This window comes from Cetobacterium sp. NK01 (assembly GCF_024506395.1).
GTDB classification, from domain to species: Bacteria; Fusobacteriota; Fusobacteriia; order Fusobacteriales; family Fusobacteriaceae; genus Cetobacterium_A; species Cetobacterium_A somerae_A.
In genome coordinates this window covers 1,513,282-1,526,406 of the sequence record NZ_JANIBO010000001.1, presented here as the reverse complement: position 1 = coordinate 1,526,406, position 13,125 = coordinate 1,513,282, and the positions used below count along the sequence as shown (strand labels likewise).

The following is a 13,125-nucleotide window of genomic DNA, read 5'->3' as shown; positions in this document are numbered from 1 at the left end:
ATAGTATACTTAATATTGATAAGACACAAAAAGGAGATCAAAATGAATCCAAATTTTGAAAAGATTTTAATCAAAAATAACAAAATATTAGCTGTGAAAGATCAACAATCTTTGGAAAAAGCTCTTCTTAGCTCTTCAAAGATAATATTTCTTCTTAGTAGCGATATCTGTTCTATAGAAGAAACTACTCGCCTTATTAAAGCAAGTGGTAAACTTTGCTTTATACATCTTGATATGATACAAGGGTTAAATACTAAAGATAACTCTGCTATCGACTATTTAAAAGATAATACTTTTGCAGATGGAGTTATAACTACAAAATCTCAAGTTGCAAAATATGCTCATAAAATTGGATTTTTAGTTATTCTTAGGTGTTTCTTAATCGATTCCCTTTCTTTAACAACAACAGAAAAACTTTTTAATGAAACATATATTGATGCAATTGAAATTCTGCCTGGAGTTATGCCTAAAATTATTGAAAAAATTTCAAAGGAAAGCTCTATTCCTATTATTGCTGGAGGCTTGATATCTGACGAAGAGGATGTTCAAATAGCCTTAAATAGTGGTGCTGTAGCTATATCTACAACAAAACTAAATATTTTAAATTAGTTTAGCTAGAGATATTAGAGAAGCTATTCAATTAAAAAGGATTTCTTAGAATTCTCTTTTTTTGAATAGCTTTTTTTAATATAAAAAAAATAATAAGGGAGGATAATCATGAATGTTTTTGTAGCTGAGTTTATTGGTACTGCAATTCTTGTTTTACTTGGTAACGGTGTTGTTGCAAACGTGGTTTTAAACAAAAGTAAAGGAAACAGCTCTGGTTGGATTGTTATTACTACAGCTTGGGGACTTGCTGTTATGACGGGAGCTTATTGTGTGGGATGGATTAGTGGAGCTCATCTTAATCCAGCTTTAACTATTGGATTTGCTGTTGCTGGACTTTTCCCAGGAAATCTTGTTTTAGGTTATGTTATTGCCCAAATTTTAGGTGCTATGTTTGGACAAATTTTTGTATATCTTACTTACAAAAGACATTATGACGAAACAACTGATACTGGTGCTATCTTAGGTTCTTTCTCTACTGGTCCTGCTATTAGAGATTTAAAATGGAACTTTGTAACAGAAGCTATTGGTACTTTTATGCTTGTTTTTGGACTATTAGCTATTGGTCATGTTAACAACCAAGCTTTTACTGCTACTTTACCAAACGGAGATATGGTAAGAGGGTTTACAGGTATTTTAGGACCTCTACTTGCTGGATTCTATGTTTGGAGTTTAGGTTTAAGTTTAGGTGGACCTACTGGTTATGCTATTAATCCTGCTAGAGACCTTGGTCCTAGAATTATGCACGCTATTTTACCTATTACAAACAAGGGTGACTCTGACTGGTCATATGCTTGGGTACCTGTTGCTGGTCCTATAGTTGGTGGAATTATTGGTGCTATTACTTTCGCTGCTCTTTTCAATTAAATTATAATAACCTAGGGAGGATTTTCTATGAAATATATAATCGCATTAGATCAAGGAACAACTAGCTCAAGAGCTATAATTTTTGATGAACAACAAAATATTGTGGCAAGTGCACAAAAAGAATTTAGACAAATCTATCCAAAAGAGGGATGGGTTGAACATGATCCTATGGAAATTTGGGCTAGTCAAAGTGGAGTTTTAGCTGAGGCTATAGCGCAATCTGGAGTTTCTCAACATGATATTATTGGTATTGGAATTACAAATCAAAGAGAAACTACTATTGTTTGGAATAAACTAACTGGAAAACCTGTTTACAATGCAATTGTATGGCAATGTAGAAGAACTGCCCATATATGTGATGATTTAAAAGCTAAGGGACTAGCTGATTATATCAGAGACAACACTGGTCTTGTTGTTGATGCATACTTCTCAGGAACTAAAATCAAATGGATTTTAGATAATGTTGAAGGTGCTAGAGAACAAGCTGAAAGAGGAGAGTTATTATTTGGTACTGTTGATACATGGTTAATTTGGAAATTGACAAATGGTAAATCACATGCAACAGATTATACTAATGCTTCTAGAACTATGATTTATAATATTAAAGATCTTTGTTGGGATGAAAAATTATTAACAGAATTAAATATTCCTAAATCTATGCTTCCTGAAGTTAAAGATTGTAGTGGAACATTTGGGTATGCTAACCTTGGTGGAAAAGGTGGACATAGGGTTCCTATTTGTGGGGTTGCTGGAGATCAACAAGCAGCTTTATTTGGACAAGCCTGCTTTGAAAAAGGAGAAGCCAAAAATACCTATGGAACTGGTTGTTTTATGCTAATGAATACAGGAAGTAGAATGTACCAAAGTAAAAATGGGCTTTTAACTACAATAGCTATTGGATTAGATGGAAAAGTTGAGTATGCTCTTGAAGGAAGTATTTTTGTTGCAGGTGCCGCTGTTCAATGGTTAAGAGATGAATTAAAGCTAATTACTGATTCTAAAGACACTGAATATTTTGCTAGTAAAGTTAAGGATAATGGTGGCGTTTATTTTGTTCCAGCTTTTGTTGGATTAGGAACTCCTCACTGGGATATGTATGCTAGAGGTGCTATTGTTGGTTTAACTAGAGGTGCTAATAAAAATCATATTATTAGAGCTACTTTAGAGTCTATTGCATATCAAACTAGAGATGTTTTAGAAGCTATGCAAGAAGATTCTGGAATTGAACTAAAAGCTTTAAAAGTTGATGGTGGAGCTTCTGCAAATAATTTCTTAATGCAATTCCAATCAGATATAGTTGGTAAAGAGGTTCATAGACCTTCAACTGTTGAAACAACAGCTTTAGGTGCAGCATACCTTGCTGGACTTGCAGTTGGATTCTGGAACGATAAAAATGAAATTAAACAAAACTGGTGTCTTGAAAAAACATTTGTTCCAACTATGACTGAAGAGGACAGAGACTTAAAACATAGCAAATGGAAAAGAGCTGTTGAAAGATCTTTAAATTGGGAGCTTGACTAATTTGAAAAAAAGTAGTATATTTAAATTAGATAAAAATTAAATATAGCATTAGAGATGAAGAGAGCTAAAAAAGTGTTGGTAATTTTATTACCACCTTTTTCTGCTCTCTTTTTTGCTATTAAAAACTAGGAGGGTATTTTATGTATGATATTTTAATCATTGGTGCTGGTATTGTTGGAACTGGTATCGCAAGAGAGCTTTCTAAATATAAATTAAAAGTTGCTGTTTTAGAAAAAGATACTGATGTAGCTAACGAAACTACAAAAGCTAACAGTGCAATTGTTCACGGAGGATACGATGCTAAAGAGGGATCTCTTATGGCTAAGTTAAACGTTTTAGGTAACTCTTTATATGAAGATTTATGTAATGAGCTTTCTGTTCCTTTTAAGCGAAACGGATCCCTTGTATTAGCTTTTAATGATGAAGAAAAAGATCACCTTAATGTTCTTTATAATAGAGGTATCATAAATAAAGTACCTGGCTTAGCTATTATTGATCAAAAAAAATTAAGAGAACTTGAACCTAATGTTGATGAAAAAGCTATTGCTGCACTACACTGTTCTTCTGCTGGAATAGTTTCTCCATGGGAATTTGCTGAAGCTCTTATAGATAATGCTGTTGAAAATGGTGTTGACCTTTTCTTAAATACCGAAGTTAAAAATATTGAAAAAATTGGAGACACTTTTGATGTTCATACAAACACAGGTATTTTCCACGGGAAATATGTTTTTAATTGTGCAGGAGTTCATGCAGATATCATTCATAAAATGATTGCTCCTGAATCATTTAAAATACTTCCTAGAAAAGGAGAATATTTTGTTTTAGATAAAAATCAGGGAAAAAGAGTTAATCAAACAGTTTTCCAATGTCCATCTAAACTTGGAAAAGGAATTCTTGTTACTCCAACAGTTCACGGAAATTTATTAGTTGGACCTGATGCTCAAGATATTAATAACAGATACGATGTGTCAACTGCTACTGATAGACTTGAGTATATAAAATTTAAAGGTAGCCATTCTATTAAGGATATAAATTTTAGAGAAAACATTAGAACTTTTGCTGGAATTAGAGCAGAATCAGATAGAGGAGATTTTATTGTTGAAGAGTCGTCAATAAAAGGATTCTTTGATATCGCTGGAATCAAATCTCCTGGTTTATCCGCCGCTCCTGCTATAACTTTAGCGGCTATTGATTTATTGAAAGAAACTGGTGCTGAACTTACAAAAAAAGAGAATTTTATTTCTCCTAGAAAGCATACACTTTTCATGCATCTTTCTCCTGAAGAAAAAGCTAAAAAAATTAAAGAGGATAATAGATTTGGTAGAATCATTTGTAGATGTGAGATGATTACAGAAGGTGAAATTGTAGAAGCGATACATAGACCTGTAAAAGCATCAACTATGGATGCTGTTAAGAGAAGATGTAGACCTGGATCAGGTAGATGTCAGGGAGGCTTCTGCGGACCAAGAGTTCAAGAAATTATTGCTAGAGAATTAAATGAAGATATTAAAGATGTTATTTTAGATAAAGCTAATTCTTACATTCTAATAGAGGAGTTGAAGAAATAATGAGATATGATGTTGTTGTTATAGGTGGAGGTCCTGCTGGCCTTGCTGCTGCTAAATCAGCTTATGAAAATGGAGCTAAAAATATTGTTATTTTAGAAAGAGATAAAGAACTTGGCGGAATTTTACAACAGTGTATTCATAATGGTTTTGGTCTTCATAGATTTAAAGAGGAACTTACTGGACCAGAATATGCTCAAAAGTATATTGAATTTGTAAAACAATATCCAATTGATATAAAGCTTGAAACTATGGTATTAAATATATCTAAAGATAGAGTTATCTCTATGATTAATCCTGTGGATGGATATCAAGAGATTGAAGCCGGATCAGTTATTTTAGCTATGGGATGTAGGGAAAGAACCAGAGGAGCTATTGCTATCCCTGGAGAAAGACCATCTGGAATATTTACAGCTGGTGCAGCTCAAAGATATATTAATATGGAAGGATATATGGTTGGAAAAAAAGCTCTAATTCTTGGTAGTGGAGATATTGGACTTATTATGGCTAGAAGAATGACTTTAGAAGGTGCTAAAGTTGAAGCTGTTGTAGAATTAATGCCTTTCTCTGGTGGTTTAAACAGAAATATTGTTCAATGTCTTGATGACTTTAACATTCCTTTACTTCTTTCTCATACTGTTATAGATATTAAAGGAAAAGATAGACTTGAAAAAGTGGTTGTCGCTAAAGTTGATGAAAATAGAAAACCTATTCCTGGAACTGAAACTGAATACGAATGTGATACTCTTCTTCTATCTGTTGGACTTATTCCAGAAAATGATCTTTCTAAAGAAGCTGGAGTTATATTAGATAATAGAACTAATGGACCTATTGTTAATAACTCTATGGAAACTAGTATCCCAGGAGTTTTTGCATGTGGAAATGTTGTACATGTTCATGACCTTGTAGATTTTGTTAGTGAAGAAGGTGAAAGGGCCGGTAAATTTGCAGCATGTTATATTGCTACAGAAAATTGCAAACTAGAGAATGTTTCTAATATCAAAAATGGTAGTGGAATAGTTTATACTGTACCTCAAGTTATTAACTTAGATAATTTACAAAATAAATTAGAAATTTTTATGAGGGTAAATAATATATATAAAAACAAAAAAATTGTAATTAGAGAAGGAGATAATATTATAGCTAGCTTTAAAAGAGCTCACTTAGCTCCAGGAGAAATGGAAAAAGTTCTTCTTCCTGAGATATTATTAAAAAGAATTTCTAAAGATATTGTTATAGAGCTACAGGAGGTATAGTAATGAAAGAGATGATTTGTATTTTATGTCCTATGGGATGTCACTTAACTATAGATATTGAAAATGATTATAAAGTTACTGGTAATTCATGTCCAAAAGGAGCTATTTATGGTAGAGAAGAACTTATTGCTCCTAAAAGAGTAGTTACATCTATTGTCAGAGTAATCGGCGGAATTCACCATATGGTTCCTGTAAAAACTGATAAGCCTATCCCAAAAGAATTAATTTTTGAATGTATGGAACTTTTAAAAGATATTAAAATCCAATCACCACAAAAAATTGGAACTGTTGTTTTAAACAATATCTTAGGTACTGATGCTAATATTGTTTTAACTCGAGATATCTAGACTTGAATTTTGTATCTTTTTTGTTATAATAACTTTGGAGGTACATAATGAAACTTAATAAAAACGAAGTTATAAATAACTTATTAAATAAAAATTTAAAAATAATTCAAAGACCTGATTACTTTAATTTCTCTTTAGATTCTCTTTTAATATCTAACTTTGTCTCTTTAACAAGAGGTACAAAAAAAATATTAGATTTAGGGACAGGAAATGGGGCCATTCCTCTTTTTCTTTCACAAAGAACTAATGCAAAAATATCAGGAATTGAAATTCAAGAAATTTCTGCTGATCTAGCTAAAAGAAATGTTGAACTAAATAATCTACAAGAACAAATTAATATTATTCACGATGATATGAAAAATTGGAAAGAGCATTTTGACTTTGGTTCTCAAGATATAGTTATAACTAATCCTCCTTTTTTTAAATTTCATGGAAACGAAAATCAACTGAATAATTTAGATCAACTTACTTTAGCTCGTCATGAAATAACAATTGATTTAGAACAACTTATTGAAGTATCTTCTAAACTTTTAAAAGACAAAGGATATTTTGCAATGGTTCATAGACCGGACAGATTTTTAGAGATTATTGATGCTATGAGAAAGTATGGAATAACACCTAAAAAAGTTCAATTTTGTCACTCAAAAGTTGATAAACCTGCTAAAATTCTTTTAATTGAAGGTATTAGGAACGGTAAGAATTCCTTAACTATTCTTCCTCCGTTTATCTCTCATGATAGCGATGGGAAATACTCTAAAAAAGTTCTAGATCTTTTTCAGGATTTAGAAGTAGAAAAAGACTAGAAACATAATGTTTCTAGTCTTTTCTATTTTTTAAATAATCTATCAATTCTTTTTTTAATTTAACAGATTCTCTAGGATTTCCTTTTGCTGAAATCGCAATTTGGTACTCTTCAGTATCTATATGAGCTGTAAATCTAGCAGACATATAAACTTTCGAAGTAATATTATTTACAAGTATATTATTATCCTCACATAAATCCACTATCATTTCATTTAATTTCTCATCATTAGTTGCTGCAACAACTAAAAATTTATCTTTTATATCTTCAACTTTAAAATCTCTTTTTTCAATCTCCACATCTAACTCTAAAATTTCTGGAAGGATAAATGGCGCTATTACAACTACCCTAGCTCCATATTCAACAAGACTTTTTACTTTTCTCGAAGCTATATTTCCTCCACCAACAACCAAACAACTTTTATTAGTTAAATCTATAAATAGTGGAAAAAAAGATTTTTTACTTTCCATTAATTTCACCAATTTTTTTAAATGCCATTTCAATTACCTCTAAGGTTCTATCTAAATCTTCTTTAGTATGAGCTGTTGATACAAAATGTGCCTCATATTTAGATGGTGGTGCTACTACTCCATTATCTAATAATGTATTAAAATATATCGAGTAGTGTGTTGTATTAGAGTTTATAACATGCTCTAAATCTGTTATTTCATCTAAATCACTGAAGAATATCGTAAATAAAGAACCTAACTTATTTATTGTAATTGGTACTTTATATTTATTAGCAATTTTTTCAATCGAATCTGTCATATAAATAACTTTCTCTTCCAATTCTTTATAGAGAGTTTCTTTATTTTCTAGAAGATGACTAACCATTTCAAATCCAGCTCTAACAGCTACTGGATTTCCAGATAGAGTTCCTGCATGGTAAACTCTTCCAACAGGGGCAATCATATCCATAATCTCTTTTTTACCACCAAAAGCTCCAACAGGATAACCTCCACCTATTATCTTTCCTAAAGTTGTTATATCAGGAGTTATTCCATAAAATTCTTGAGCTCCACCTAAAGCTACTCTAAATCCAGATATTACCTCATCAAATATCAAAAGAGTTCCTGTCTCATCACATATCTCTCTCATAGCTTGTAAAAACTCTTTCGAGCTATTTATAAGTCCCATATTCGCTGGTACTGGCTCCATTATTAAACATGCCACATCTTTTGCAGATAATATCTCTCTTACTTTTTCTATATTTCCAAAAGGTGCTACTAAAGTATCTTTTAAAACTCCTTCTGTTATCCCATTACTATCTTGATAACCATCTGTTAACAATCCTGATCCAGAACTAACTAATAATGAATCTGAATGTCCATGATAGCATCCTTCAAATTTCAATATTTTATTTCTACTTGTAAAAGCTCTTGCCACTCTTACAGCAGCCATTGTAGCTTCTGTTCCAGAAGTTGTAAATCTAATCATATCCATTGATGGATAGCACTTACATACTAACCCCGCTAATTCTACTTCCATTTTAGTCGGTAGCCCAAAAGAACTTCCAAGTTCAATAGCTTCTCTAACACCTTTTAAAACTTTCTCATTGTTATGCCCTAAAATAAGTGGACCCCATGAGCAAATATAATCAATATACTCATTTCCATCCTCATCATATATCTTTGATCCTTTTCCTCTATTTACAAAAATTGGATATGTTTTATCAACTGATTTAAAAGCTCTAACAGGACTATTTACTCCTCCTGGTATAATCTTCACAGCTTTTTCATATATTTTCTCTGAATTACTATATCTCACTTAATTTACACCTCTTTTTAACCATTTTGCTATATCTTTAGCATGGTATGTTATTATAATATCTGCTCCAGCTCTTCTCATAGCATACATGTTTTCCATAACTATTTTTTCTTCATCTATCCAGCCATTTTCTGCTGCTGCTTTTACCATAGAATATTCACCACTTACATTATAAATAGCAACAGGATTTGATATAGCATCCGCTACTCCTTTAACTACATCTAAATAAGGCATTCCAGGTTTTACCATTATTATATCAGCACCTTCTAAAATATCATTTTCAACCTCTATCAAATAATCCTTAGAATTTCTAAAATCCATTTGATACGTCTTTCTATCTCCAAATGCTGGAGCTGAGTCAGCTGCATCTCTAAACGGACCATAGTAAGCTGATGCATATTTCACACTATATGCCATAATTGGTAAGTTTATAAATCCATTTTCATCTAGTATCTCTCTTATAGCTTTTATTCTACCATCCATCATATCTGATGGTGCCACCATATCTGCCCCTGCTTTAGCATGAGAAAGAGCTACTTTTTGTAAAAGTTTTAAAGTCTCATCATTTAATAACTCCTCTCCTCTTAAGATTCCACAATGTCCATGAGATGTATACTCACATAGACATACATCTGTAACAACTAAAAATTCTGGAAATTTAGATTTAATAAATCTTATCGCCTCTTGAACTATCCCTTTATCATTGTACCCTTCACTTCCTACTGGATCTTTCTTTTTAGGAATTCCAAATAAAAGCAATGATTTTATTCCTAAATTTTTTAATTCTACTAGTTCCTCTTCTAATCTATCTATTGATATTCTATACTGTCCCTTCATCGATGGAATCTCAACTTTTATATTTTCTCCCTCTTCTATGAATAGTGGATAGATTAGATTATCTAAAGTAAAATCTATATTTTTCACTAAATTTCTCATAACTTGAGAACTTCTTAGTCTTCTAGTTCTATTAAACATATTATTTCTCTCCTATTACTGCAATTACTCCATCAACATCAAAAACTTTTGCCTCTAAAGCAACTCTATATCCTAATTCATTTAAAGTTTTTGTAGTAACTGGTCCTATTGACACTATCTTTTTATCCTCTAATAATTTTAAATCTCCTTGTATACTCTCATTAAATGCTTCAACTGTTGATGAGCTTAAAAAAGTTATATATTCTATGTCATTTAATACTTTCTCTACTTCATCTTTAGAATAGATATGTTTTCCAGTTTTATATACTACCAATTTTTCAAATCTTCTATTATATTCTTCGCTCCATTTCCCACAATTAGCAGGAGATATATCTGAAGTTATAAATAATACTTTGTCATTTTCCTTTGTATAATTTTGTACTTCTTTTGCTAACTCTGTTCCCATATATTTTTCTGGAATAAAGTCTGGTATTATTTTATATTCTCTTAATAGCTCATCTGTTTTAGCCCCAACAACACCAATTTTTAGATGACCTAAAGATCTGATATCCTTTATGTTTTCCATAAAGTACTTCACCCCATTTGGAGAGTTAAATAAAAGAGCACTATAATCTTTTAAATCTTTTTCATCAAAACTATAAGCATTTTCTATTTTTATAAAAGGTAGCTCTCTTACAGTAGCTCCTTTTATTCTTAATTTTTCACTAAACTCTTGTGATTGATTAGTATCTCTTGTCACCAACACTTTTTTTCCAGAAAGAGGTTGATTTTCAAACCATTTAAAAGTTTCTCTCATCTTTACAACATCGCCAATTATTGTTATTGCAGGAGGAACAATTTTTTCAGATTTAGCTTTTTCTACAATATCTTCTAAAGTTCCAACTGTTACTCTTTGGTTTTCACTTGTTCCTTTTTCTATTACAGCTACTGGAGTTTTAGGATTTTTACCATTTTTTATTAAATCACCTGTTATCAAATCTAAGTTTTTAATTCCCATTAAAAATACTAAAGTTCCATCTAATTTAGCTATAGTAGGAAAATCATGCCATTCTCCATTTTCCATTGTATGTCCTGTAAATACATGGAATGATCTTGCTAATCCTCTGTGAGTTACTGGAATTCCTGCATATTCTGGCACAGCTATCGAAGAACTTATTCCAGGTACAATTTCAAAGGGGATAGAGTATTTAACTATCTCCTCTATCTCTTCTCCACCTCTTCCGAAAACAAAAGGATCTCCCCCTTTTACTCTAGCTACAATCTTTCCTTCTAAAGCTTTTTTAGCCAATGTCTTATTAATTTCATCTTGGATAACTCCACCTTCAGTATTACCTTTTCCTAAATATATCATTTCAGCTTCTTCTTTAGCTAACTTCAACACTTTAGGATCTATTAATCTATCGTATACTATACAATCAGCTTCTTCGATACATCTTTTCCCTTTTAGAGTTAAAAGGTCAATATTTCCACAACCTGCTCCTATTATATAAACCTTCCCCATCTTATTATTAACCATTTATTTTCTCCCTTATTTTTGCAGCTAATTTGTGTGCTATCTCTTTTCCTAATACTTCATCTTCTAATACTTCTGCTTTATACATAATATCATCTTGGCAGTACACACCTCTTAAAAAAATCTTACCATCAAATTTTTCCCCTGTACATCCCATCGGTGTATGACATCCTCCATCAAATATCTTAGAAAACTCTCTTTCTATCTCTACAATTTTTTCTATTTCTGGATTATGAATAGATTTTAAGATATTTTTTACAAACTCATCGTTTTCTCTACATTGAATATGAAGTGCTCCTTGAGCTGGTGCTGGCATCATTAAATCATAATCTAACTCTTCAGTTATTCTATCTCTTAATCCAACTCTTTTTAATCCTGCTGCTGCTAAAAGAATAGCATCATACTGACCTTCATCTAGTTTTCTAAGTCTTGTATGAATATTTCCTCTTAATTGTTTTATCTCTAAATCTGGTCTTAAGGTTTTTAATCCCATGGTTCTTCTCAATGAACTAGTTCCTACAATAGCTCCTTCTGGAAGCTCTAATAACTTTTTTCCACTTCTCGATACAATAACATCCCTATTATCTTCTCTATCAGGAGTTGCTCCACAAATTAAACCTGGCGGAGAAACTATTGGCATATCTTTCATTGAATGAACTGCTAAATCTACAGTTCCGTCTAATAATTCGTGTTCAATCTCTTTTGTAAAAAAGCTTTTTAAAGATTTATCACTATTATTCCAGTTACTAACTAAATCTTTATCTCCACTTGTTACTATAACCTTTATTTCAAATTTTAACTCTGGGAAATTTTTCTCTAATCTTCCTTTTATCATTTCACTCTGAGCTAAAGCTAATATGCTTCCTCTACTTCCTATTACGATTTTTTCTTTCATTATGCTATCCCTTCTTTGTATTCAAACCATTTTTTTAAGTTTATCATCTGTTCTCCAAGCATATACTCATATTTAGTCAATAAATTCTCTCTATTTTCTAAATTCTCATAATATACTCCCCAAACATCATCTATATTATATAAATTTATATTATCTAATTCATTTAATTCCTCTTCAATATCTCTAGGAACTGCTAAATCTAAAAATACATATTCTTTTTCATTATCTAATAATGAAATTATCTCATTTTTTTTTATAATAGCATGAGGAGCTGAAGTGGCTGATATTATTACATCACTATTTGCAACCTCTTCTAACTTATTCTCAAAACTTATAACATCTGCATTATATATATTACTAACTTCAAGAGCCTTATGATAGCTTCTATTAGTTATTGTTAAACTTTTATATTCTTCTTTTGTTATAAGCTCCATTATATCTCTAGCTAAATCTCCTACTCCAAGAATAAGAATTTTTTTATCTTTCAGTTGCGAAACTTTATTTTTTATAAACTTCAAAGAGATAGCCTCTAAAGATAAAGCATTATGACATATTTTGCTTTTATTTCTAAATTTTTTTCCCAATTCAATAGCTTTATTAAAAATCACATTTATATTTGAGCTAGAAATCTTATTTTCCATACTAGTCAATTGTGCTTTTTTTATTTGTGCTAAAATTTGGTCCTCTCCTTTTATAACGGACTCAAAACCGCAAGTTACTCTAAATAAATAATTTACTGCATCATGTCCTTGTTTTATAAAAATATTTTCCAAGCCTATTTCTTTTTGAAAATCTGCCACTGAATAGTTTTTATCTAAATGCAAGTAGTACTCTACTCTCAAGCAAGTTGATAGATTTACATAACCTACAACTTTTTTCTCTTTAAATAATCTTTCAACTACAGAAGTGGGGTCATTTTGTATAAAATTTTCTCTTTGGCATAAATCTAAGTTTTTATGAGTTATTCCAAAAACAATAAAATGTTTAAAATACATCTAGATTCCTTCTCTCCATGATTTATTGATTACATATATATATTATAATACTTTT

Annotated in this window: 13 protein-coding genes; 7 read left to right on the top strand and 6 right to left on the bottom strand. The window is 31.1% G+C overall.

What is annotated here, in order from left to right; translation table 11 throughout:
- Nucleotides 1-42: 42 nt before the first annotated feature.
- The 7 genes from NON08_RS07450 (at nt 43) to NON08_RS07420 (ending at nt 6,965) form a co-directional block, all read left to right on the top strand.
- Nucleotides 43-609: a glycerol-3-phosphate responsive antiterminator gene (locus NON08_RS07450; protein ID WP_256690826.1), complete on the top strand. Its 567-nt coding sequence runs from the start codon at nt 43-45 to the stop codon at nt 607-609.
- Between the two features lie 108 nt (nt 610-717).
- The gene (locus NON08_RS07445; RefSeq protein WP_256690825.1) at nt 718-1,473 is read left to right on the top strand and encodes an MIP/aquaporin family protein; all 756 of its coding nucleotides are present in this window, start codon (nt 718-720) and stop codon (nt 1,471-1,473) included.
- Nucleotides 1,474-1,500: 27 nt separating this feature from the next.
- Nucleotides 1,501-2,994 (top strand): glycerol kinase GlpK, encoded by a 1,494-nt coding sequence (gene glpK, locus NON08_RS07440; RefSeq protein WP_256690824.1) that lies wholly within the window; start codon nt 1,501-1,503, stop codon nt 2,992-2,994.
- A 140-nt stretch (nt 2,995-3,134) separates the two neighbouring features.
- Entirely contained in the window at nt 3,135-4,562 is a 1,428-nt protein-coding gene (locus tag NON08_RS07435) for an NAD(P)/FAD-dependent oxidoreductase (protein WP_256690823.1), read from the top strand.
- Nucleotides 4,562-5,815: an NAD(P)/FAD-dependent oxidoreductase gene (locus NON08_RS07430; protein WP_256690822.1), complete on the top strand. Its 1,254-nt coding sequence runs from the start codon at nt 4,562-4,564 to the stop codon at nt 5,813-5,815. The genes NON08_RS07435 and NON08_RS07430 overlap by 1 nt, the downstream gene beginning before the upstream one ends.
- A 2-nt stretch (nt 5,816-5,817) precedes the next feature.
- Nucleotides 5,818-6,162 carry a DUF1667 domain-containing protein gene (locus NON08_RS07425; protein WP_256690821.1) on the top strand — a complete coding sequence of 115 codons (345 nt, stop codon included), beginning with the start codon at nt 5,818-5,820 and terminating at the stop codon, nt 6,160-6,162.
- Nucleotides 6,163-6,209: 47 nt separating this feature from the next.
- A complete protein-coding gene (locus tag NON08_RS07420; protein ID WP_256690820.1) occupies nt 6,210-6,965 on the top strand; it encodes a tRNA1(Val) (adenine(37)-N6)-methyltransferase in 756 nt (251 codons plus the stop codon).
- A 13-nt stretch (nt 6,966-6,978) separates the two neighbouring features.
- Here the strand turns inward: NON08_RS07420 and NON08_RS07415 are convergent, their stop codons facing one another.
- The 6 genes from NON08_RS07415 to hemA are packed head-to-tail and all read right to left on the bottom strand — an operon-like array spanning nt 6,979 to nt 13,070.
- Nucleotides 6,979-7,434, bottom strand: coding sequence for a bifunctional precorrin-2 dehydrogenase/sirohydrochlorin ferrochelatase (locus tag NON08_RS07415; protein ID WP_256690819.1), 456 nt, complete (start codon nt 7,432-7,434; stop codon nt 6,979-6,981).
- On the bottom strand, nt 7,424-8,731 hold the full coding sequence (gene hemL, locus NON08_RS07410; protein WP_256690818.1) for a glutamate-1-semialdehyde 2,1-aminomutase: 1,308 nt from the start codon (nt 8,729-8,731) through the stop codon (nt 7,424-7,426). The genes NON08_RS07415 and hemL overlap by 11 nt, the downstream gene beginning before the upstream one ends.
- The gene (gene hemB, locus NON08_RS07405) at nt 8,732-9,706 is read right to left on the bottom strand and encodes a porphobilinogen synthase (RefSeq protein ID WP_240219524.1); all 975 of its coding nucleotides are present in this window, start codon (nt 9,704-9,706) and stop codon (nt 8,732-8,734) included.
- A gap of 1 nt (nt 9,707) precedes the next feature.
- A complete protein-coding gene (cobA, locus tag NON08_RS07400; RefSeq protein ID WP_256690817.1) occupies nt 9,708-11,183 on the bottom strand; it encodes a uroporphyrinogen-III C-methyltransferase in 1,476 nt (491 codons plus the stop codon).
- Nucleotides 11,176-12,075 (bottom strand): hydroxymethylbilane synthase, encoded by a 900-nt coding sequence (gene hemC, locus NON08_RS07395; protein WP_185891886.1) that lies wholly within the window; start codon nt 12,073-12,075, stop codon nt 11,176-11,178. Before hemC ends, cobA begins: the two co-directional genes overlap by 8 nt.
- Nucleotides 12,075-13,070, bottom strand: a complete 996-nt coding sequence (gene hemA / locus NON08_RS07390; RefSeq protein WP_256690816.1) for a glutamyl-tRNA reductase — start codon at nt 13,068-13,070, stop codon at nt 12,075-12,077. The genes hemC and hemA overlap by 1 nt, the downstream gene beginning before the upstream one ends.
- Nucleotides 13,071-13,125 lie beyond the last annotated feature (55 nt).

What these genes read in the sequence shown, in the direction of transcription:
- NON08_RS07450 (WP_256690826.1), top strand. Translation starts at nt 43, where the DNA reads ATGAATCCAAATTTTGAAAAGATTTTAATCAAAAATAACAAAATATTA.
- NON08_RS07415 (WP_256690819.1), bottom strand. Translation starts at nt 7,434, where the DNA reads ATGGAAAGTAAAAAATCTTTTTTTCCACTATTTATAGATTTAACTAAT.
- NON08_RS07425 (WP_256690821.1), top strand. Translation starts at nt 5,818, where the DNA reads ATGAAAGAGATGATTTGTATTTTATGTCCTATGGGATGTCACTTAACT.
- cobA (WP_256690817.1), bottom strand. Translation starts at nt 11,183, where the DNA reads ATGGTTAATAATAAGATGGGGAAGGTTTATATAATAGGAGCAGGTTGT.
- hemC (WP_185891886.1), bottom strand. Translation starts at nt 12,075, where the DNA reads ATGAAAGAAAAAATCGTAATAGGAAGTAGAGGAAGCATATTAGCTTTA.
- NON08_RS07420 (WP_256690820.1), top strand. Translation starts at nt 6,210, where the DNA reads ATGAAACTTAATAAAAACGAAGTTATAAATAACTTATTAAATAAAAAT.
- NON08_RS07445 (WP_256690825.1), top strand. Translation starts at nt 718, where the DNA reads ATGAATGTTTTTGTAGCTGAGTTTATTGGTACTGCAATTCTTGTTTTA.
- glpK (WP_256690824.1), top strand. Translation starts at nt 1,501, where the DNA reads ATGAAATATATAATCGCATTAGATCAAGGAACAACTAGCTCAAGAGCT.
- NON08_RS07430 (WP_256690822.1), top strand. Translation starts at nt 4,562, where the DNA reads ATGAGATATGATGTTGTTGTTATAGGTGGAGGTCCTGCTGGCCTTGCT.
- NON08_RS07435 (WP_256690823.1), top strand. Translation starts at nt 3,135, where the DNA reads ATGTATGATATTTTAATCATTGGTGCTGGTATTGTTGGAACTGGTATC.
- hemA (WP_256690816.1), bottom strand. Translation starts at nt 13,070, where the DNA reads ATGTATTTTAAACATTTTATTGTTTTTGGAATAACTCATAAAAACTTA.
- hemB (WP_240219524.1), bottom strand. Translation starts at nt 9,706, where the DNA reads ATGTTTAATAGAACTAGAAGACTAAGAAGTTCTCAAGTTATGAGAAAT.